This is a genomic window from Aciduliprofundum sp. MAR08-339, from assembly GCF_000327505.1.
Lineage (GTDB): Archaea > Thermoplasmatota > Thermoplasmata > Thermoplasmatales > Aciduliprofundaceae > Aciduliprofundum.
Map to the genome: position 1 here is coordinate 1 of NC_019942.1, position 21830 is coordinate 21830.

At 44.8% G+C, this 21830-nt stretch carries 14 protein-coding genes and 1 rRNA gene; 12 read left to right on the top strand and 3 right to left on the bottom strand.

The features are described from left to right. Positions 1-61 precede the first annotated feature (61 nt). Positions 62-1309, top strand: a complete 1248-nt coding sequence (locus ACIM339_RS00005) for an ORC1-type DNA replication protein (protein ID WP_015282557.1) — start codon at positions 62-64, stop codon at positions 1307-1309. Here the strand turns inward: ACIM339_RS00005 and ACIM339_RS00010 are convergent. Then, positions 1298-2134: a S26 family signal peptidase gene (locus ACIM339_RS00010; protein ID WP_015282558.1), complete on the bottom strand. Its 837-nt coding sequence runs from the start codon at positions 2132-2134 to the stop codon at positions 1298-1300. The two genes, ACIM339_RS00005 and ACIM339_RS00010, sit on opposite strands and share 12 nt — an antisense overlap. Before the next feature lie 87 nt (positions 2135-2221). On the opposite strand from ACIM339_RS00010, the gene ACIM339_RS00015 reads away from it, so the two are divergent. From ACIM339_RS00015 to ACIM339_RS00045, 7 genes are read left to right on the top strand one after another with little or no spacing between them, the layout of a single operon-like run. After that, positions 2222-2617: a translation initiation factor IF-5A gene (locus ACIM339_RS00015; RefSeq protein WP_015282559.1), complete on the top strand. Its 396-nt coding sequence runs from the start codon at positions 2222-2224 to the stop codon at positions 2615-2617. A gap of 2 nt (positions 2618-2619) precedes the next feature. Beyond that, complete coding sequence (speB, locus tag ACIM339_RS00020) at positions 2620-3495, top strand: agmatinase (protein ID WP_015282560.1); 876 nt, start codon at positions 2620-2622, stop codon at positions 3493-3495. 33 nt (positions 3496-3528) lie between these two features. Continuing rightward, positions 3529-4425 (top strand): hypothetical protein, encoded by an 897-nt coding sequence (locus ACIM339_RS00025; RefSeq protein ID WP_162007658.1) that lies wholly within the window; start codon positions 3529-3531, stop codon positions 4423-4425. Beyond that, a complete protein-coding gene (locus ACIM339_RS00030) occupies positions 4425-6062 on the top strand; it encodes a type II/IV secretion system ATPase subunit (RefSeq protein ID WP_015282562.1) in 1638 nt (545 codons plus the stop codon). Before ACIM339_RS00025 ends, ACIM339_RS00030 begins: the two co-directional genes overlap by 1 nt. Further along, on the top strand, positions 6059-7057 hold the full coding sequence (locus ACIM339_RS00035) for a type II secretion system F family protein (protein WP_015282563.1): 999 nt from the start codon (positions 6059-6061) through the stop codon (positions 7055-7057). Before ACIM339_RS00030 ends, ACIM339_RS00035 begins: the two co-directional genes overlap by 4 nt. Further along, positions 7054-7926, top strand: a complete 873-nt coding sequence (locus ACIM339_RS00040; RefSeq protein WP_015282564.1) for a type II secretion system F family protein — start codon at positions 7054-7056, stop codon at positions 7924-7926. Before ACIM339_RS00035 ends, ACIM339_RS00040 begins: the two co-directional genes overlap by 4 nt. Before the next feature lie 7 nt (positions 7927-7933). Beyond that, on the top strand, positions 7934-9586 hold the full coding sequence (locus ACIM339_RS00045; protein ID WP_015282565.1) for a type II/IV secretion system ATPase subunit: 1653 nt from the start codon (positions 7934-7936) through the stop codon (positions 9584-9586). Between the two features lies 1 nt (position 9587). On the opposite strand, the gene ACIM339_RS07720 is transcribed toward ACIM339_RS00045, so the two are convergent. Next, entirely contained in the window at positions 9588-14750 is a 5163-nt protein-coding gene (locus ACIM339_RS07720) for a CARDB domain-containing protein (protein WP_015282566.1), read from the bottom strand. 266 nt (positions 14751-15016) lie between these two features. On the opposite strand from ACIM339_RS07720, the gene ACIM339_RS00060 reads away from it, so the two are divergent. From ACIM339_RS00060 to ACIM339_RS00075, 4 genes are all read left to right on the top strand, one after another. Continuing rightward, positions 15017-17965 (top strand): 23S ribosomal RNA (locus ACIM339_RS00060). 69 nt (positions 17966-18034) lie between these two features. After that, positions 18035-19024: a class I SAM-dependent methyltransferase family protein gene (locus ACIM339_RS00065; protein WP_337954327.1), complete on the top strand. Its 990-nt coding sequence runs from the start codon at positions 18035-18037 to the stop codon at positions 19022-19024. A gap of 24 nt (positions 19025-19048) precedes the next feature. Beyond that, the gene (locus ACIM339_RS00070) at positions 19049-19768 is read left to right on the top strand and encodes a hypothetical protein (protein ID WP_015282568.1); all 720 of its coding nucleotides are present in this window, start codon (positions 19049-19051) and stop codon (positions 19766-19768) included. Further along, positions 19732-20865: a transglutaminase family protein gene (locus ACIM339_RS00075; RefSeq protein ID WP_015282569.1), complete on the top strand. Its 1134-nt coding sequence runs from the start codon at positions 19732-19734 to the stop codon at positions 20863-20865. Before ACIM339_RS00070 ends, ACIM339_RS00075 begins: the two co-directional genes overlap by 37 nt. Here ACIM339_RS00075 and ACIM339_RS00080 read toward each other — a convergent pair. Continuing rightward, entirely contained in the window at positions 20862-21830 is a 969-nt protein-coding gene (locus tag ACIM339_RS00080; RefSeq protein ID WP_015282570.1) for a hypothetical protein, read from the bottom strand. The two genes, ACIM339_RS00075 and ACIM339_RS00080, sit on opposite strands and share 4 nt — an antisense overlap.

Genomic DNA, 21830 nt, shown 5'->3' on the forward strand with positions numbered 1-21830 from the left:
ATTTGATAAGAAAATCTTTTTTAACTCCAAAGATATACCTACCTTTGCTTCGGGTGGAAACATGGCACAAGTGAATTTATTTGAGAAGCATATGCGCAAGGTCTCGCTTTTCAAGGGGAACAGGGAAGCACTATACCCAGATTACATTCCAGACAACCTTCCCCACAGAGAGAAAGAAATAGATAAACTCGCAGAGATTTTAGTGGCCGCCCTTGAGGGAAACAGGCCCTCAAACATTCTCATATTCGGAAAAACGGGCACAGGAAAAACAGCCGTTGTGAGATATGTGGGAAGAGAACTGAAGAGGGCAGAAAAGGTCTATGCAAAAAGAAAAATTGAGTTCATATACCTGAACTGCGAAACCGTGGATACCCCATACTCCATTCTCCAAAATCTTGGAAACCATTTCATCGAGGAGTGGGATGAGAAAATCCCGTTTACTGGATGGCCCATGGACAAGGTATTCTCAACGGCAAAGGAAAGAATTGATGAATGGAACGGAATAGTGATCCTCGTTCTTGACGAAATAGATAAACTTGTTGTTAAAAGCGGGGATGACATACTCTACCAGCTGCTTCTTCTGGATTCAGAGATGAAAAATTCAAATCTGAGCATAATAGGTATATCCAACGAGTTGAAGTTCACAGATCTTCTTGATCCCCGGGTGAGAAGCAGATTGAGCCAAGAAAAGATGGTTTTCTCCCCCTACAACGCCTTTCAACTGCAAGATATCCTTGCTGAGAGGGTTCAATTGGCTGTGAAGGAGGGTGCTGTCGGTGAGGATGTTATTGGCATATGTGCAGCCATAGCCGCCCAGGAACATGGAGATGCCAGAAGGGCCATAGACCTGCTGCGCATATCTATAGAGATCGCAGAGAGGGAGGGAGCAGATAAGGTAAATGAGAGGCACGTGTATATGGCAAAAAACAAAATTGAAATGGACTGCATTGCAGAGGCAATAAAAACATTACCCCTGCACTCAAAAATAGTTCTCTTGGGTGTGGCCCTCAACGAGGAGGCAGGTAACAAGTTTCTGACCACGGGAGAACTCTACAAAATTTATATGGTTCTCAGCAAGAGGGTTGGTGTATCTCCGCTTACCCAGAGAAGAATCTCGGACCTGATATCTGATATGGACATGCTCGGTCTGCTCAACACACAGGTAAAATCCTTCGGAAGGTACGGAAGGACGAAGATTGTTGAACTAGCCCTGCCCGTGGTGGAGGTGAAAAAGATCGTACTTGAGGATGAACTTCTCGTGGATCTTCAGGGAGCCAAGTTAGCCTCTCAGAAAAAACTATTTTTCTGAACTTCGTCCCCGTATTCTCTCAACCATCTCCTTTCTGTGGGCAACAACATAATCTATCCCAAATGAACAGGCAATTATCAGAACTATGGAAACAACAAGATCTGTATTGGTATTATGTGGAATTTCCCCCGTATTTGTATGCGTAAAATAGAGTTTTATCGCACCAAACCATGGGATCTCTCCCCGGGCAACGCCAACAATCATATTGAAATTCACAAGTTTGGGACATATGGGTATAAACCCTCCAGTATTACTCTGGTCATAAGCACTTCCCCCAAACTGGGCAAGATTGTGATCTCCCATGGTTATGAAACCTGAGGTTCCAAACTTTGAGGGATTCAAATGGTACGGGTCTATATTTATCACCACTTCCTTTCTGGCATATCCCACATTATCAATGGTTATGTAATCCCTGGTAACGTGAAGCCATGAGGGGTAGTTTCCATTCTCAAATCCCCTTATCTTCCACTCCCTGCCGTTCCAGTGCAGGTACACAATTGCCCGGTGGATTATCAGTCTTCCATTGCATTTATATATGACCACATCCCCATAATCCCCATAACTCTTGTATCCGTGCATTCTACCTTCAACATAACTCACAACATCTTCGGGAGAGTAAACCTTCTTCACGATCACTATGTCTCCCGTATCAATGGTACCTATGTGGGACAGAGACCCATGCTGCATACTTCCAGATTCAATCACAACTATCGGAGGCCATGTCTGAGCATAGGCATACAGAGAGAGAAAAATAACGGCAACAATAACTAAGGAGATGACAATATCCTTCACCGTATCCTTTACAATATTTTCATCCTTTGCCATTCAGGAAGGTATATTCCCAAGAAATAAAAATGTTTTGAAAGAAAATCTATATAAATGCAATGCCATTTACCCTCCGAGGGATTAAAAATGTCATGGAGAGATGTTGAAGTTCGAGAACTCAAGGTTGGCGGTTATATGGTTGTGGATGATGAGCCCTGCAAGATAGTGGAGATGACCACGAGCAAACCTGGGAAGCACGGAGAAGCCAAGGCAAGAATCGTCGCCATTGGAGTGTTTGACGGGCAGAAGCGGAGCATAGTGTACCCCGTGAAGCACAAGGTGAAGGTTCCAATAATAGAGAAGCGAAACGCCCAAGTTCTGGCCATAATGGGGGACGAGGCACAGTTGATGGATTCAGAAACTTTTGAGACCTTTGAACTGCCCATACCCGAAGAACTCAAGGGCAATATTGCTCCCGGAAAGAACGTTGAATATTGGGAAGCACTCGGAAAGAGAAAGATAATGAAGGTTACAGGCGAATAAACATGCTTCTGCACTTTGCAGATGCAAATGGAGATTTTGATTCTTCTTTTTTCGTAATATTTGGAGTACCCTTTGATGGTACCTCTTCCTTCAGGCACGGTTCAAAATTCGCTCCAGACGAAATAAGAAAGGCATCCTACAATCTTGAAAGTTATATGCTTGAGCATGGCATATCAATTCCAGATCTGCCAGTACATGATATGGGAAACATAGGCACTTTAGACGAGTTTGGCTCCGTCGAAGAGGTTATAGAGACCGTGCATTCCACTATGGATTACATTCTTCCAGAGAAATTCCCCATAATGCTTGGGGGTGAGCATTCAATAACCATCGGAGCAGCAGAGGCACTGAAAAAGATAGGTGACGTAGGAATAATATTCATAGATGCCCATGGAGATTTTAGAGACGAGTACCTTGGAAACAGATACAGCCATGCATGCACTGCCAAAAGGGCCTATGAAATTCTCAATAAAAAGGTGATTTCAATCGGTGTGCGTTCCGCCTCAAGGGAGGAGGTTGTAGATGCAAAAAAACTTGGGTACGCTTGGATCGATGCCTACGAGTTCCATAAAATCGGATGGAAAATGGCAATAGAAAAGGCACTAAAAATTATGAACGTAGAGCAAATATATTTATCAATCGATATTGATGGCATTGATCCTGCCTATGCCCCTGGTACAGGCACTCCCGAATTCTTTGGCCTGACCCCTCTTGACGTGAAAAACATAATAGATTTTTTGGGACCAAAACTCATAGGGGCGGACATAACGGAGGTATGCCCGGTTTACGATAACGGGAACACGGCAGTACTCGCTTCCAGACTTGTTCAGGAGATAATAGCAGCAAAAGCCAAAACCTGGAAGGATAAGTTTAAATAACATTTCTCCCCTATGGTTCATGGTGCTCGAATTATGAGGAGGATTTACAGGAAAGAGGGAGGAATTGCCTCGACAGTAGGTACGATATTCGCATTGATGATATTCACATCTCTACTCTCCATGTTCATGGTGCAGGTTGTGCCCGTACAGATAAAGGAAAGTGAGGCAGAGCACGATATGCAGGTATTATCACAATTCTCACAACTTCGCAGCATGGTTGATCTCCTCACACTAACAAAGAATACAAACTACACAGCATACGTGCCCATAAAACTAGGTGCTCCCGGGGTGCCTGTGGTGGCCTCACCAACCTACGGACAACTATCTGTTTATCCGGCTGGATTGAATACAACATTTAGTATGAACGTGAGTTTTTACGATAAATATTCAAATTTCATATACCTGAAATCCCAGGGAAGCATTCAGTTCACCGCTCCAAACAGATACTATGTTCCAGAAACTTTCTCCTATGAGAACGGGGCAATCCTGAGGTACAATTTCTACGCAAAGAATGCCATAATGCCCATAAAGCCTGATATGAAATTTGTGAATTCAAGCAGGTATGTGAATATCACAATGACCCTGCAGAGCATATATGGACTTCCAGTAACCGTGACAGGTGTTGAAACAAGGAGTCTGGGTATATCCCTGGAGGGTATAAACACCCAAACCTATTTCCTTGGCGGGAAGGAATTAAATATAACAATAAACGATACCTATTACTATGGCCTGATGCCCTTAAACTTTACAAAATACTGGATAAATTTCATAATGCAGGCACTCAACAGCAGCGGAATTGCTGAAAATGCACCCCCTTCAGCCACATACCCCTATTACACGTACACACCGGGAGGAAACACCATCCACATATTCCATGTTTGGAACCTTAAAGTTAAGATGGTGTATCTGCAGATAGAGGTGGGATCCTGATGATGCCAAAGGGGTTCAAAAGGCTGAACATGTCCATATTCCAAGGCATATTAAAGCCCCAGGTTAAAATCAAAATCCCAAAGTTTGAGGTGGCCAAGAGCAGTGACATCACCCCTATTCCTCCGCTGGAGAGGGACAACTATGAAACTGTTGAGGTGTACCCTGTTTACCCTCCATATGTTTACGTGAGAATAATTTACGATAGGGAAGAGTACGAGTACATTTACCAGCTCATAGAGCCTCCCCTGAGCGAGGAAGAGCAAGACTTGCTTGAAGAGCTCAACGATACTTTAAACCGCACGCTAAGGTATAACTGGGAGATGATGAATATCAAGGACAGAGAGCAGTACCTTATGGAGAGTGTTGACAGTTTCCTAAACAGCAGGGAGATCAAAATAGATAAATTATCAAAGCAGAGAATAATGTACTACGTTGTGAGGGACCATGTGGGTTATCAGAAAATTGATGGCTTGCTGAGGGATGAGTTCGTTGAAGACATATCCTGCGATGGAGTGGGTGTGCCGATTTACGTTTTTCATAAAAAGTATCAATCCATAAAGACAACCATTTCATACAAGGACGATGATGAACTCAATTCATTCATAGTTTACATAGCTCAGAAATGCGGAAAGCAGATTTCTGTGGCCGAGCCAATACTGGATGGAACCACCTCTGAGGGACACAGAGTCCAGGCCACATACGGCCGTGAGGTTACAACAAGGGGAGGTACTTTCACCATAAGAAGATTCAAGGAGCGCCCATTCACGCCCACTGAACTGGTACTGTTCGGGACTGCCTCTCCTGAGATCGTAGCATACCTCTGGCTCATGGTTGAGCACGGGGAAAGCGCCATAGTCATAGGAGGACCTGCATGCGGCAAAACATCCACTCTCAACGCCTTTTCAATGTTCATCCCTCCCACCGCAAAGATTGTGAGCATTGAGGACACAAGAGAAATAAACCTGCCACATCAAAACTGGATACCCGGAACAACTAGAAGCGGAATTGGAGAGGCAACCCTAACAGGAAAATCGGCAGGCGAGATTGATATGTACGATCTTGTTCGTGCTGCGTTGAGGCAGAGACCCAACTACATAATTGTGGGAGAGGTTAGGGGCAAGGAGACCTACACAATGTTTCAGGCCATGGCAACGGGGCATACAACATACTCGACCATGCATGCAGATTCCATAATATCAATGATCCACCGCCTTGAAAATCCGCCAATAAACTGCCCCAGAATTCTCATGACCGCATTGAACAACGTCATAATTCAGAAGATGGCCAGGGTTAAAAACGAGACTGTTAGGAGGATAACCCAACTGGTGGAAAATGTGGGTTTTGAACCTGAAACGAATGAACTGATAACGAATGTGGTATTTGAGTGGGATCAGGGGAAGGATACCCACAAGTTCAAGGGACACAGTTACCTCTTTGATAAGATAATGACCATGAAAAATCTGACCCACAATGAGATGATGGAGGAATTTGAGCGTAGAACCGATGTTGTTAGGTACTGGGTTGAAAAAAGGATTCTTGATTTCCGAGAGATATGGAGCACAATCTCAGATTACTACAAAGACCCAATCGGAACCGCTGAGAAAATAAGGCTCGAACTTGGGGAGGTGGAGAAATGAGGTTGATGGCAAGACTCTTCGAGAGGTACGCACCCAAACCCAGAGATATGCCCTACAAGATCAAGTTACCAAAGGGCACACTGCCAGCATACATAACCCTGGATCCATATCATAAAATCGCGTGGAAAATTATGGGCAGGATGGCCGAGAGAGCGGTGAAGAAGAAAAAGTACTCAAAACTCGAAATGGATCTTTTAAAGGCCCATATACTTCTAAGGCCCCAGGAATATCTTGCCTACACGTACTTCACAACCCTTTTGGTTGGTATTATCAGCATAGTTATGGCTGCCTTTTTGGCTCTTATGGGTCTCGCCATTAAAAATCCACTAATAACCATTCTGTTTCTTATGATTGGAATATTTATGGCAGTTTTCATACCCATAATGACGTATTTTTCTCTAATATCTTCACCATCATCCAAGTCCAAGAAGAGAGGAAAGGATATAGATACCCATCTCCCCGCAGCGGTAAATTTCATCGCTGCATTATCCTCTGCCGATGTGACCGTAGCAACGATATTCAAGGAACTATCACTAAGAAATGAGTATGGAGAAATAGCAAAGGAGGCCGAATGGATAACCAGAGATACTGAACTTCTCGGCAAGGATATACTCTCTGCGATAGAGGAGGCCTCAAGAAGGAGCCCCTCGGTAAAATGGCAGGAGTTTCTCCAGGGGGTTATAACAACTGCCACCTCTGGAGGACGCCTTAAACCCTTCTTCCTCTCAAAATCGGAGGAGTACGAGAAGGAGAAGAAATTGATGCTCAAAAAGAACATGGAGAGTCTCGGCCTTTTTGCAGAAATATACGTCACCGTGGGAGTGGCCTTTCCCCTGTTTCTCGTGGTGATAATAGCCATAATGGCTCTTATAAATAAGAACAGTGCAGCGAGCACCGTTATGCTTCTGGAGATCATTGTGATTGTTATGATTCCCATTCTAATTTTCGTGTTTAGTTATTTCATCTACAGCACAAGTAAGGAGGTGGCAGAGTGAATAAGGAAAAAATTGTGTTCTACACATCTGCCCTTATAGCCGCGGCTTTCATCAGTTTGGGGATACTTCTGTACAAGAGAGATATGCACATCCTCGGGCTCAAGTATCTTGATTTCATTGTCACTGGGACATCTGCCTTTTTATTTGGACCCGGTATATACGACATGCTCTCAACACGCAGAATTAAAAAAATGGAAGAGCGTTTTCCTGACTTTCTAAGGGATGTGGCCGAATCCTCAAGATTCGGTATGACCCTTGCAGAGGCTATAGTTGTGGCATCTTCAGGAAGGTACGGTGCTTTGACAGATGAGATAAAGAGGCTGGCAGCAAAGATAAACTGGGGAGTGCCTGTGAGAGATGCTTTGCTTTCATTCAATGAGCGCGTGAAGACGCCTCTAATAGATAGAATAATCGCAATAGTTATAAAATCAAACGAGGCGGGAGGCAATGTATCGGATGTGCTCAACATGGTTGCAAGATCCGCCAGAGATAGTCAGCTATCACAAAAAGAGAGGAACATTGAGATGTTCACCTATGGATTTGTTCTTCTGACCTCGTTCTTCGTGTTCCTTGCCACAATAATAATCCTCAACAACTCGTTCCTACCAGAAATGGGTAAGGCAGGAATGGCCGTAGAAGAGAGTTTCAAAAAAGCATCGCTGGCTGGGGCGCTGCCGGGTGGTGGTATAGCATATGAATACGTACCCATAATAAGTTTTCTATTTGTGATCGCAACAATAATCCACGGAATAGGTGACGGTATAATGATTGGCATACTTTCAGACGGGCGCATAAAGAGCGGGTTCATATGGGCCTTTGTGCTCTTGGTATCCGGATATTTCATCCTCAGACTTCTGGGGGCGGCTTGAGGAGGCGATGAAGTTGGCAATGTCCAAGAAGGATATACCTGCAAAATTGAAGATTGTGAACCTGATGAAACCCGTGTTCAAGCCGGATAATCTGAAGGTTAAAGAGCCCGCAAAGAGGCAGTATCTGGGCAGTGAAGTAACCCCAATACCCCCAATAAGTTCCTCAAACATCAAAGAAATTGAAGTAAATCCAATAGAAGAGCCCTACTCCTACGTTAGGATTCTGTACGATAGTCTCACAAGCGAGTACATTTACGAGGTTATAGAGCCGCCAATGACTGACGAAGATTGGGAAAATTTAAAAAAGATAAAGGATGAGATGATAGAAATACTGGAACTGAAAAATTTTGAAACAGAGGATGAGAAAAAAGAGTATCTTTTTGAAATGGCAGAAAATGTGGCCAAAAAACTTCAGATTTCGGTAGACCCTATTTTGTGGGAGAGGTACAAATACTACATTTACAGGGATTTTATTGGGTATGGACCTGTGCAGGTACCCATGCACGACGGAGAAGTTGAGGACATATCCTGCGATGGTGTAAATATTCCTATTTACATATACCACAGAATGTACGGATCAATAAGGTCAAACCTTAAATTCCAGAAGGAGAATGAGCTGGATAACTACGTGATTTGGATCGTGCAGAAATCCGGCAGGCACATATCAATATCCATGCCAATGGTTGATGCCTCCCTCCCAGACGGTTCAAGATTGCAGGCCACTCTGGGAAAACATGTTACAAAGAGAGGGTCCTCCTTTACCATAAGAAGATTCAAACCCAATCCGTTTACCCCTGTGGATCTCATAAGATTCAAAACAATGAGCAGGGAGATGATGGCTTACCTGTGGCTCGCTGTTGAAAATGGAATGAGCATAATCGTATGCGGGGGCACAGCAAGTGGAAAAACAACTACACTTAATGCAATACTCCTGTTCATACCTCCAAATATGAAAATAGCTACCATCGAGGATACAAGGGAACTCAACCTTCCCCATGAGAACTGGATTCCTTCGCTCACCAGAGAGGGACTTGGGGAACCGAATCCAGTAACGGGTAAGAAACCAGGAGAGATAGACATGTTTGATCTTCTGAAAGCCGCCCTGAGGCAGAGACCCCATTACATAATGGTTGGAGAGGTGAGAGGACCTGAGGCCTACACAGTGTTCCAGGCCATGGCCACTGGAAAGACATGCTACACCACGTTCCATGCAGATGATATAAAGTCCATGGTTCACAGATTTGAGAATGCCCCCATTAATCTACCAAGAGCACTTATAGCTGCACTGGACATTGTGATTTTACAAGCGCAGGTCAAGGTGGGCACAACAATGACCAGGAGGGTAAAATCCATAACAGAGATTGTAGGAATAGATCCGGAGACAAACGAAATAATCACAAACAACGCATACACGTGGAACCCTGCAGACGATACTTTCAATTATAGTGGACACAGTTACATATATGAAAAAATAGCCATAATCAAAGGATGGACCCAGAGGAGAATGGAGCTGGAGGTTAAGAGAAGGGAGAGGATACTGGAGTATATGGAGAAACTTGGAGTGAGATACTACAGAGATGTGGCCAGAATAGTAGCCGCCTATTACAAAAATCCAGAGGATGTATTAAAAAGGGTGGAAGAGGTATTGTCTCAGAAGTGATTTACTCTTTCTCCTTTTTCACTGCGATTACCTTCTTTATTATCTTCTTCCTCACCACTGGCTTTTCTTCCTTCTTCTCCTTTTTCTCTAATTCTTTCTCTTCCTTCTTACCAGTCTCCGTATCTCCGGCCTTCTTTTCCTCTTCTTTCTCCCTCTTTTCCACCTGTTTTCTCTTGGCCCACTCTTCAACTGTAACCACACCTGGTCTCTTAAGCCTTTCAAGTTCTTCCTTGGGTATCACTGGCGTTTCTTTCTTACCTTCTTCCCTCTTCTCCTCATGCTCCTTTTCCTCAAATACCGGAAGAGGTGAGCCGCAAACTCTGCAAATCTTTGCACCCTTTGGATTCAAAGATCCGCATATCGGACATCTCACTGTAGCTCCCTCAATTTTCTCCTCCTGCCTCTTCACCCATTCAAGGAAGGATATGAACTCGGGGTGAGTCTTCCACCACTTAAAGAACTCCTCCGTGGTGAACTTTTCACCTATATACTTCTTCGCCTCTTCCTTGTACTTGTCAATGTACTTCTCATAGTTCTCTTTCAATTTTTCATACTTCTTGAACTCTGGATCCTCGGGTGGCATGAATATTGTACCGCAAACTGGACAGAACTTGGCATCTTCATCAATCCAAGAGCCACACTCTGGACACTTGACTTTCTCCTTCTCAAACACCACACCACAGTATGGGCACTTTTCAGAATCCGCAGGTATGAGATGCCCGCAATTGCCACAGACCATGTATTCTGGAGCTTCCCTCTTGAATGAGATGTAACCGTAGAGGAAGAAACCCGCTATTGCTGCCACAATCACTATTATTATGATCCAAAGCCAAGGTAAAGTGAATGGTTTCTTTTCCACGTTTATGGCCATTCCAGAAGGTGTGTACTTCTCCACATAGCCCTGGTAGGTCAGCTGCAGCTGAGGATTGTAAGTTCCGGGAGCGGTTGCCTTAATGTGGAATATTGCCAAACCATAGGCATTGGTTGTCTGGGTGTATGTACCCAATCCACCAGTCAGAATTAGCTGAACCTTCACCCCCTTCATATATATTGTTTTGCCCTGAGATTCAGTGGCATTCATATTTATTATCTTCACCACAACAACCAGGGTGTCTCCGACATAAACCTTTGTATTGTGCTCAAGAGAATAACTTGTAACTATGATCTTCAAACTTGGCATAATGACATTGAGCTTCTTGACTGCCACATCGTCCCCATAGATGCTCTCTTGAACTGTACCATTTGGATTTACCTTCACCTCAATATTATGGGTCCCAAGAGAGGTTACTGTGTAATTGTAAAATATAACCTTGTAATTTCCAGGAGCAAGGATTCCTGCCTTGCCCCATATCAATGGCTTACCGTTGTCCAAAATAACATAGTCGAGTGCTCCAGGTAGGCCTCCATAATTCCTAACAATGAAATGAATGCCTATTTTCACACCCTCCGCCACTGTGGAAACCTGCCTTTCACCTTGGGTTATGAGGAGTGATGATAGCACAAAATTGGTTTTTTCCTTTATCACAAATTCCTTGCCGGGATGCACATACTTGGCATTTCCGGTGATATCAGAAGTGATATTTATCTGATAGACCACATTGATTGATGCCTTCCCTTTAAGATATCTCTGGTAGAAGGTTTTTTGGATTAGAAATGCTACCGTAACAGGAGTATTTGCCTTAAGATTTACTGGATTCTTCGGAGTTATGGGATTAAGAGCCATGTTCCAATCTGGAATGTAGAGTACAAGTGATGCATTTGCATCAACATTGCTTGTCACAGTAACATTCACCACTATATTTGTACCATTCACATATTCATTGCCGGCACTTATAGATAAAGTGAAAGGTTCAGCATACACTGTGAATACCTTGCTCATTACATTGTTTGAGGACACATAATCTCCAGGAGCAACTACCTTCACTTCAACCCTGTAATCCCCAACCATGTTGGGAACAAACGACAACGCATACGTTGATGGATAGGCAAAAGTCTTATTTTGAACCAGAGTCCCTAGAGGGTCGTAAATATTTATGTAAACCATTGCCGATGATGGGGCTTCCTTTCCTAAATTAACAATGCTAGCCTGAATGCTTAAAGTTTCCCCTATGTAAACCTGATTGGGAGTAATGCTCAGAGAGGAAACTGCAAGATCAATATCTCTCTTGACATTTATGGAAAAGCTGCCGAGAAACACTCCGTTGCTGAGATAGAGCAAAAGGGTGTGTGGGCCTGCTGAAACATTATCAGATATGTACCATCCAAAGGAAATTTCTGTAAGTCCTTTATTTATATTTGTTACTGTGCTATTTACAACCACAGTTCTATTGTCCAGATACAGATATATGCCCACGTTATTCCAAGAATACTCAGAATTCAAGGTGACGTTTACCCATATGCTACTATACCTCACTGGAGTACCAACACTCCAAGCACTCACCCATATGCTCCCCACATTTATCAATACACTTCCCCTGTTATTGCTCAAATTGTAATCCCATTCCTGCACTACATCAATGCTTATGTTGTAACCACCATTCGTCGGAAATTCGCTCCCATTTATCTCCCACTCGTACTCCTTGCTCTCCTGTCCCCCTATCGTCCCCACATCGTATACCTTGTACAAATTCCCATTGATGTACACATATACCTCTACCCCATCTGCCTCGTCCTTACCATAATTCTCTACACTCACCCTTATACTCTCACTCCTTCCTGGTACATAGGGACTGGCACTCACTACATCCACACTCTTTACTCCTATGTCTACATCCCTCTTTATCTCTATCCTGTATACCCCTATCTCTACCCCGTTATCCATGTAAACCCTTATGTAATGTGTCCCTGGTGCCACTGCCCCACTTATGTACCATTCAAAACTCATAAACGTATTCCCGGACCTTATGTTAACCTCGCTCTCATTCAGTAAATTGCTCTCATTGTCTAAGTACACATAGATCTTTACTCCGCTCCAGTAATATACCGAACTTATTGTGTAGTTTATCCACACATCATGGTACCTTATGGCTTCCCCTATCTGCCAAGCACTCACCCATATGCTCCCCACATTTATCACTACACTTCCCCTGTTATTGCTCAAATTGTAATCCCATTCCTGCACTACATCAACACTTATGTTGTAACTACCATTCGTCGGAAATTCGCTCCCATTTATCTCCCACTCGTACTCCTTGCTCTCCTGTCCCCCTATCGTCCCTACATCGTATACCTTGTACAAATTCCCATTGATGTACACATATACCTCTACCCCATCTGCCTCGTCCTTACCATAATTCTCTACACTCACCCTTATACTCTCACTCCTTCCTGGTACATAGGGACTGGCACTCACTACATCCACACTCTTTACTCCTATGTCTACATCTTTATACTTATCCAAAGTGATATTCTCAATGCAAGTATTATTTGAAACAAGTAGCCATGGATAATACCCAAGCCCTATCTGAGCATGATAAAACTCCTTAGTAGAATTTTTTATGGACAGTTGATAAACACCAACAAACTTGCTATTTGGCTCTTCAGTTTGATTTATTATATCAGAAAGAAGCGGCAAGTATACTCTGCCATTCACAGTTTTATCATATATCACATTACCAGATATACGAACATCACCAAGTTTCATCAATGGAATCAACGCAGTATTTTCAACATATGTTCTCATAACACCCATCATCTCAGAAATCAACTGAGAATTATCACTGAAATCAACAGGATATGGTGTGGCAGAAACATTAAGACCATCTAGGGAAATATTCCTAAAATAAACCTTCGTAAGACTGTATCTTAATATGTAAGCTTCCGAGTTTGAATCGTTCATTAAAAACGCTGTATCATACCGTGGAGATTTTCCAGTATCGTTTATGGTGAGATTCAAAGCATACATTCTAGAGGCTCCAGTAAAATAGAACATGTTATGGGAAACACCCAAATCAGCCCTTGGAGAATAATCAACATCCACATACACATCTCTCAGATAAAGCGTGGAACCAATTACATTAAATGAGAACTTTTTTATACCGTATTTCAAAAGATTCTTCTCAATTTCAATTCCAAACGAAACTTTAGAAATTGTCACTGTCTTATTCTTTGAATTTGTAACATAAACTCTTATATCCCCACTGCTTAATTTCTCGTAAAACTGGTTCGGAGTCCACCCATACTCCATCAATAGAATATTGGCATTCAATATTCCAGACGCACCATTGCTCAAAGCTTGAATTGTCATGTTCAAAAGTTGTTTGTTCTCGTATTCAATTATAAAGTTTGATGATGAATCATACCCAGTTGCATTTGAATAATCCACCCTAACAGCAACGTTCTTCAAAACAACATAACTCCAATACCAAGAATACAGCTTACTCTCTTGAAAATTATCAATCACCGCCCCAGAAGATGAAGAAATGGTATAACCAGTAGTGTCGTTGATCCATCCAATGTTTCCACTTCCTCCAGTCTGATTTTTAAATAAATTCCTGAACTGCGTATTTCCGATGTAAACCTTTGAATTGTAAAAATAAGGAGTAGGGCCATAGGAAGGGGGCGCAGGATAATCTGTTGGGCTTGAGGACATCTTGGCAAATGTGGTGTTATAGATCACCACGTTACCATTTTTATTGGTCACGTTGAACCACCCTGGAAAGAGTAACCTACTGTTTATTATTTCAACTTTGGAGTAACTTGGACCACTTATAGTGAATTTGAATGGGAAATATGGTTCCACCAGTCCATGAGCTATCGTGAATGTAACATTGTAAAAATAAAGTCCCCCATTCACAGTTAAAGAATATCTGTGATTCACATCGGAGAGAAAATAAAGAGTAGCATTTTCCACAATAAGCTTTCCTGTTGAAGTAACAACCACATTTGCATCAAATCCATACTTACCCTTCTGCCCGGTTAAAGGATCCACCGTTGTTTGATTTATAATATATGTTCCAGATATGTACACAGTATTTGAAACCGTTGAAGATATCGCTCTGGTTTCGTACCTATCGCTTATAACTTTAACCACATTAGTATCCTTTGTGGACAAACCTTGGTGCTCTTGAGATGAGTTCCAACCTGAAGATATATTCACAAGATATCCAAATCCCCCTAACACCATTATTATAATTACCAAAACGCTTACAATCGTTCTTTTCATCTATGCACCTCCTTAAGCATCCAGAGCATATTGGTAAGTTATAGATACCAAACTATATATACCTTACTTGTGTGCCAGGACTCAATATGATATATTACAAAAAAGTTGATATAAGCAAAAAAATAAGTAATCCGTTACCCTTAAATACAAGTTCACTATACCACAAATTGCGCTTTTAAGATGCACCCGGTAACAGGGGTTATCGGGGAAGGGCTTAGACCATCAAGGTCAGTGAGGCCAATCACACGCACTCCGGCATAATGGACTGGAAGGTAGCACCATAAGCCACCTGGGGGATGGCTTGGCTCGGGTGCCGAAGAAGGACGTGCCCAGCGGCGATACGCCACGGGGAGGCGTATGGAGCCTGAGATCCGTGGATTTCCGAATGGGACCTCCTGGCCGTTACGGCGGCCACTCCCTTATGGGAGGGGGAACCCGGGGAATTGAAACATCTTAGTACCCGGAGGAGGAGAAACCAATAGGGATTCCGTGAGTACCGGCGAGGGAAAACGGAACAGGGCAAACCGAATCCTCATCCAAAAGGATGGGGAGATGTGGAGTTGTGGGACCCGACCCAACGCCTCCCAGGCGAACCCGAAGTCCTCTGGAAAGAGGCGCCGTAGAGGGTGAAAGCCCCGTAGGGGTAAGTCTGGTGGCCACGAGGTCGGGTATCCCGAGTACCGTGCCTTGGATATGGCGCGGGAATCTGGGTGACATCAGGCATCCAACCCTAAATACACCCCGAGTCCGATAGCGAACTAGTACCGTGAGGGAAAGTTGAAAAGTACCGCGGAAGCGGGGTGAAAAGAGCCTGAAACCAGGTGGTGACAACCTGATGGGGCGAGAAAGGGAAGAAGTCCCGTAGCTGGGATGGACCGTCGTCCCATCGTCCGTGTTGAAGAACGGGCCAGGGAGTTCCGTCCGTCGGCGAGGCTAAGCGCGGAGGCGCGTAACCGTAGCGAAAGCAACATGCCCGCAGCCCCGCAATGGGGTCAGGGGCGGGGTGTGCTCGCCCGGAGTCGGCGGAGGGAGACCCGAAGCCGGTCGATCTAGGCCTGGGTAGGTTGAAGCCTCTCGAAAGGGAGGTGGAGGACCGAACCGGTGCTGACGTGCAAATCGCTCGGTTGACCTGGGTCTAGGGGTGAAAGGCCAATCTAGGCCGGCATTAGCGGGTTCCCCCCGAGACTGCCCGCAGGTAGACCTCTCCGGAGGTAGCCGGTGGGGTAGAGTTACTGATTGGGTGCCCAGGGGGCGAGAGCCCCCAGCTCCCTTTCAAACTCCGAACCTGCCGGCGCCGTAGAAGGAGGGAGTTAGGGTCGTCGGGATAAGCTTGACGCCCGAGAGGGAAACAACCCAGAGGTGGGTTAAGGTCCCAAAGTGCCGGCTAAGTGTCATGCAAAGGGCGTCCATGGCCTAAGACAGCGGGGAGGTTGGCTTAGAAGCAGCCACCCTTTAAAGAGTGCGTAACAGCTCACCCGCCGAGGTCATGGGCCCCGAAAATGGACGGGACTAAGCCGGCCACCGATACCCACTGCCGCCGAGAGGCGATGCGGTAGGGGGGCGTGCCGCGGGATGAGAAGCGCCTGCGTGAGCAGACGTGGATCGCGCGGCATTGCGAATCCTGGCGGGAGTAGGAGCAAAGAGCCGTGAGAATCGGCTTCGCCGAAGGGGCTAAGGGTTCCTCGGCAACGTTCGTCAGCCGAGGGTTAGGCGGTCCTAAGGTGCACCCCAACAGGAGTGTACCGAATGGGAAGCCGGTTAATATTCCGGCCCCGTGGGTGTTCTGCCCAGCGGATGACGCTTCGGGCTAGGCCAAGTACCGTCGCCGCGGTATCTAAGCGTTGAAGCTCCCGGAGTCGCGTAATGCGGAGAAGGGAGCGAAGACGTGATGGGCCTTCCTAGGGGAGGTTTGGCTGATGCCCGGAGCCCGTGAAAAGTCCGTTGGGGTCAAACCCACGACCGTACCAAGAACTGACACAGGTGCCCCTGGGTGAGAAGCCTAAGGCGTGTGGGGCTAATCGACCCGAGGGAATTCGGCAAATTAGCCCTGTACCTTCGGTAGAAGGGGTGCCTACCTCGCGAAGAGGTAGGTCGCAGTGACTAGGGGACTCCGACTGTTTAACAAAAACATAGGTCGGTGCAAGCCCGAAAGGGTGCGTACACCGGCTGAAGCCTGCCCAGTGCCGGTACCTGAAACCCCGGTACAACGGGGCGAAGGGCCGGTAAACGGCGGGGGTAACTATGACCCTCTTAAGGTAGCGTAATACCTCGCCGCTTAATTGGCGGCTTGCATGAAGGCCCAACGAGGGTCCCACTGTCCCCGGGTCGAGTCCCCTGAAACCGATGCACTGGTGCACAATCCAGTCTCTCCCACGTGAAAGCGAAGTCCCTGTGGAGCTTTACTGCAGCCTGCCGTTGCGGTATTGTTGGGGATGCAGAGGGTAGGCGGGAGCCGTCGAAGCGACCTCTCCGGGGGTCGTGGAGGCGCCGATGGAACACCGCCCTTCTCCAGCGATACCGCTAACCCGCGCTGCGGGGACACCGGTAGGTGGGCAGTTTGGGTGGGGCGCCACGCCCTCGATAAGGAAACAAGGGCCCCCAAAGGTCGGCTCAGGGGGGTCAGAAATCCCCCGTAGAGTGCAAGGGCAAAAGCCGGCTTGACTCGGATCCGCACAACAAGGGTCCGAGATGGGAAACCAGGGCCTAGCGAACCACCCTGTCCTCACCGATGGGGGCGGGTGATAAGAGAGAAGTTACCCTAGGGATAACTGAGTTGTCTCCGGCAAGAGTTCACATCGACCCGGAGGCTTGCTACTTCGTTGTCGTCTCTCCCTATCCTGGCGGTGCAGCAGCTGCCAAGGGTGGGGCTGTACGCCCATTAAAAGGGATCGTGAGATGGGTTCACTACGTCGCGAGACAGTAGGGTTGCTTTTCCGTGGGAGTGCTCGGCGCCTGAGGGGAAGGAGCCTCTAGTACGAGAGGAACGGGGCTTCGCGGCCTCTAGTCTACCGGTTGTCTGGCAGGGCATTGCCGGGCAGCCACGCCGTGTACCGATAAGTGCTGAAAGCATCTAAGCACGAAGCGGTCCCTGAAACGAGGCGCCGTTGAGGGCACCCCTAAAAGAGGGGTTTGATAGAGCCCGGGTGTAAACACCGAGCCTCTTCGGAGGCGAGGTGTTCAGCCTGTGGGTTACTAACGCCCAAAGCTACCTTCCGGTCCATGCTAAAGGAGTGTGTGTGATTGGCCATTCAAAAATATTTTATTGTGCAATTCCATATTTATTCGTGGTTTATGCCATAAGGGTAAGAAAAAAAGATGCGGAGAGAACTCGAAAAAAACTGGTAAAAGGGGGCCTTTTAGATGATAGGTGGTCCATTGTGGAGGATGGAGACTTCATAATATTCCCCGTTAAAAGAAAAATAGATGGCTCAGAGGAGTTTCACCTTCCCCCAAGAGAGAAAAAAATTTCCCCATACCAAAAAATAAAAAAAATCATTGAAGATGAGAGGATCCCAGATTTCTGGGAGAAGATAGGCGATATAATTCTACTCCCTCCATTTCCCCAGTACAAAAAAAAGGGCAAAATCGTGGGCGAGGCATTTGCAAAGGTTCTCAAAGCCAAAACCGTTGCCGCGTATATTGGCACAGAGGGGGAGTTAAGAAAACCCAAGGTAGAAATCTTGTACGGAAAAGATACCGAAACCGTGCACATTGAAAATGGTATAAGGTACAAACTAGACATTGCCAGAATAATGTTTTCATCAGGAAACGTTGACGAGAGAATCAGGATGGGAAGGATGAACGTGCAGGGAGAAATAATCGTTGATTTATTTGCTGGAATTGGATACTTCACATTACCACTGGCAAAGTATGGTAAAGCAAAGAAAGTATATGCCTGCGAAAAAAACCCCGTGGCAATATGGTATCTTATTGAAAATCTGAAATTGAACTCCATACAAAACGTGATTCCTGTACTTGGAGACAACAGGAAAGTTGCCCCTATGCACATAGCGGATAGGGTGATACTTGGTTACATACATACGGATAAATTTCTGAATCTTGGGTTCAATGTTCTCAAAAAGAGTGGCGGTGTTATTCACTATCACGATACCTTCACCTCAGAGGAACTCGAGTGGAAGCCCGGACAAAATTTGAAATATTACGGTAAAAAAAATGGTTTTAGGGTGGAGATACTCAGAAAGAAAAGAATAAAATCCTACGCACCACACATATGGCACGTTGTGGTGGATGCCAGAGCAATTCCAAAAGATTAAGTAAATCTTGAAATATACGCCAATATGCCGGACGTACCATTTCTAGTAGCCACGATCGTTGGATTCGTTCCATCCTTTGGAATTCTATACTTTGCATGGGGAAAACTTGAGGGGCTTTTCAATGAGAAGCAAATGTTCTGGAACTATTTCCTCGGATGGATAATGGGCGTGTTCATAGCAGTATTTTTTCTCATACTGAAATATTCTGTGGGAGCCTACCTTGATCTGTCACTAATGTTCCTTGTATTCTTTGCCATATTCACCGAGAGCCTGAAATACATATACCTGAATATCCCAAAAAAGAGGGAAAACTACCAACTCCCGTATCAGGGCTTCGCCCTCGGACTGGGTATAAGTGCCCTTTGGGCTGTGGCAGTAATATATCAGTACCTGAGATATGCAAATTTAAATGATGCACAATACATCATCGGAATAATATCATTCTTCCTATTTTCAACTGGCATCGCAGCAATCCATGCATCCACAGGAGCAATGATGGGCTACGGGATATTCAATAGAGAGGGTGAGAGATTTCTCTTAAAGAGCATGGGAATCATGATCATTTTCAACCTAACCCTTCTCCCACTGGTCTGGGAAATGAACCCAGTTTACTACATTTTCGGATTCTCTATAGGAATTCCCTACCTTTACTTTAAAGTTTATAAAGGTGTACTTGTTAATGTAATACCACGGGAGGTAAAATCAAAATGGTTAAGAGAAAGAAAAAAAGTAAGGGGCGAGTAATCGCCAAAGTGGTTGCAGTTGTGATTTTTCTTCTGATCCTGTACATGTTCTTACCAACTATCAAGAACCTGGTGGAGCATCCACCATCCCTGGAGAGTATGGAAATTCCAGCAAAGATGACCTTTAAATTTGAGAGGGTGATAAACATAGAAGCCTCAGGTAAATACACTTTGAACATCACAGTACCCTACAACAATCAGTTCCAGAACGTACAGGTGAAGGATCTCTCCGGACTGAAAAAATCGGTGATAAAGGAGTACAACAAAACTCTGTGGCAGTACAATTTGAGTGGTTCCTCCAAAATAACCCTTCTTTATCAGGGCACGGTGGTTGCAAAGGTGTGGAACATAAAAGATAGTTTGGGTGTAAATGCCATACCCAAATCTCTGAAAGAGCAGTACAATCACAACGAATCTATAAAGGTATACGATAGACAAATGCATCAATACGTAACAAAGACAGTAATCACACCCTCAGCATTCAAGGAGGTAACAGAAAAATACACCAAGAATGATACCACAGTACTTGAAAAATTGAGAACAATTTACAACATAATTGTGGAAAATTTCAGGTACAACTCAGAGCGTAGTGGAGCACCAAATACGGCAATTCAAACCTGGAACAACAGGTACGGAGATTGTGATGAACTCTCATTTGTATTTGTGTCCATGGCAAGAAGCATTGGTATACCCGCATGGGTGGAATACGGGCTTGTGTACGTTCAGGGTACATGGGGACCACATGCATGGATAGGTACTGTTGTACCAACCAAGAATGGGCTCATTAGGGTGAACATAGATACAACTGAAGAAGTTGGACACAAAAACATCTACTACATTGGATTTCTCAAACGCGGTGCAGATAGAATCACAGAATGGGTTGATGACGGAAACAGTCAGCATTTGAATGCATTCTATTCGTTCATACGGGGATATTACAGCAATTTGCAGTACAGCGAAAAAATAAACGTATTCTATGCAAATCAAACGGGCACAATAAACATCCCGGTACCCGGCTCACAGTTTCCATCATGGCTTGTTCTATTTATAATAGCCATAGTGATACTGGCAATTTTTATCATAATAATAAGATTTTAATATATTTTTTCTTTTATTATTTCTCCCGTTGCGGCGTTTATTGTTATAATACCCCTCTTACCCTCTATAACCCAGAGAGGCAAATAATAAAGACCCATAAAATGGGCCTTTATGCTTCCCTTCTTAGGCCTTGTTTTTTTCTTCTCAATAATTGTAACATTTTCACCCTCTATTTTAACCTCCTCTTCCCGACTATACTGCTCTTCAAGTATACTCTCAACCTGGCTCTTTACCTCTTCAAATCCAACCTTGGGCTCCATTTTACGATGCTCTAAATTAATTCTTGTGGTTGTTTCATATCCTCTTTTCCAAAGATCGTGTTTTCCATTTATTGCATTTATGGCAAGTACTCCCTTTACGGCCTTGGTCTGCATGGTACCCTCAATCAGCAGTTCCAGGGAGTATTCAAAGAGAAAATAGGGAAGAAGAACAAGTTCCTGATGGAAACCATGAATGTAATTTCTCGCAATCTCCTCAGCCTTTTCAGGCATAACTATGGGCTTGATTATCCTCTCCTCACCCTCCTCATCAACCTCCTCAAGGAAAATAGGAATGGTATCTTCATCCTGCTCAGTTTCAAATTCCTCCACCTCAATATCTTCCTCCTTCAGGATTTCAAGATCATTGAGCTTACCCTGCTCATAAATCTCAATAAGAAACTCTCCAAGCACATGGGCAAATTCCCGCCGATCTAGGAGATCTATCTTCAATTTCTCCGCCATATCCCGGGCATTTGATGTGCAACCCTTCAGACATATTATGGTCTTGGATGCGTGGATCTGTTCAGTTTTTCTTGAGAAGGATACAACATACTCTCCATTCACCTGCACAGAATCTTCCAGATATATGAGTTCGAGGCCCTCCACATCCCTGGCCCAGATGTAATCGTAGGGCTCCCTATCCAAAATCTCAACGCCCTTTAGCGCGAATATCTTTTTGAGCAGTTCCCTTAAATCCACCACCAT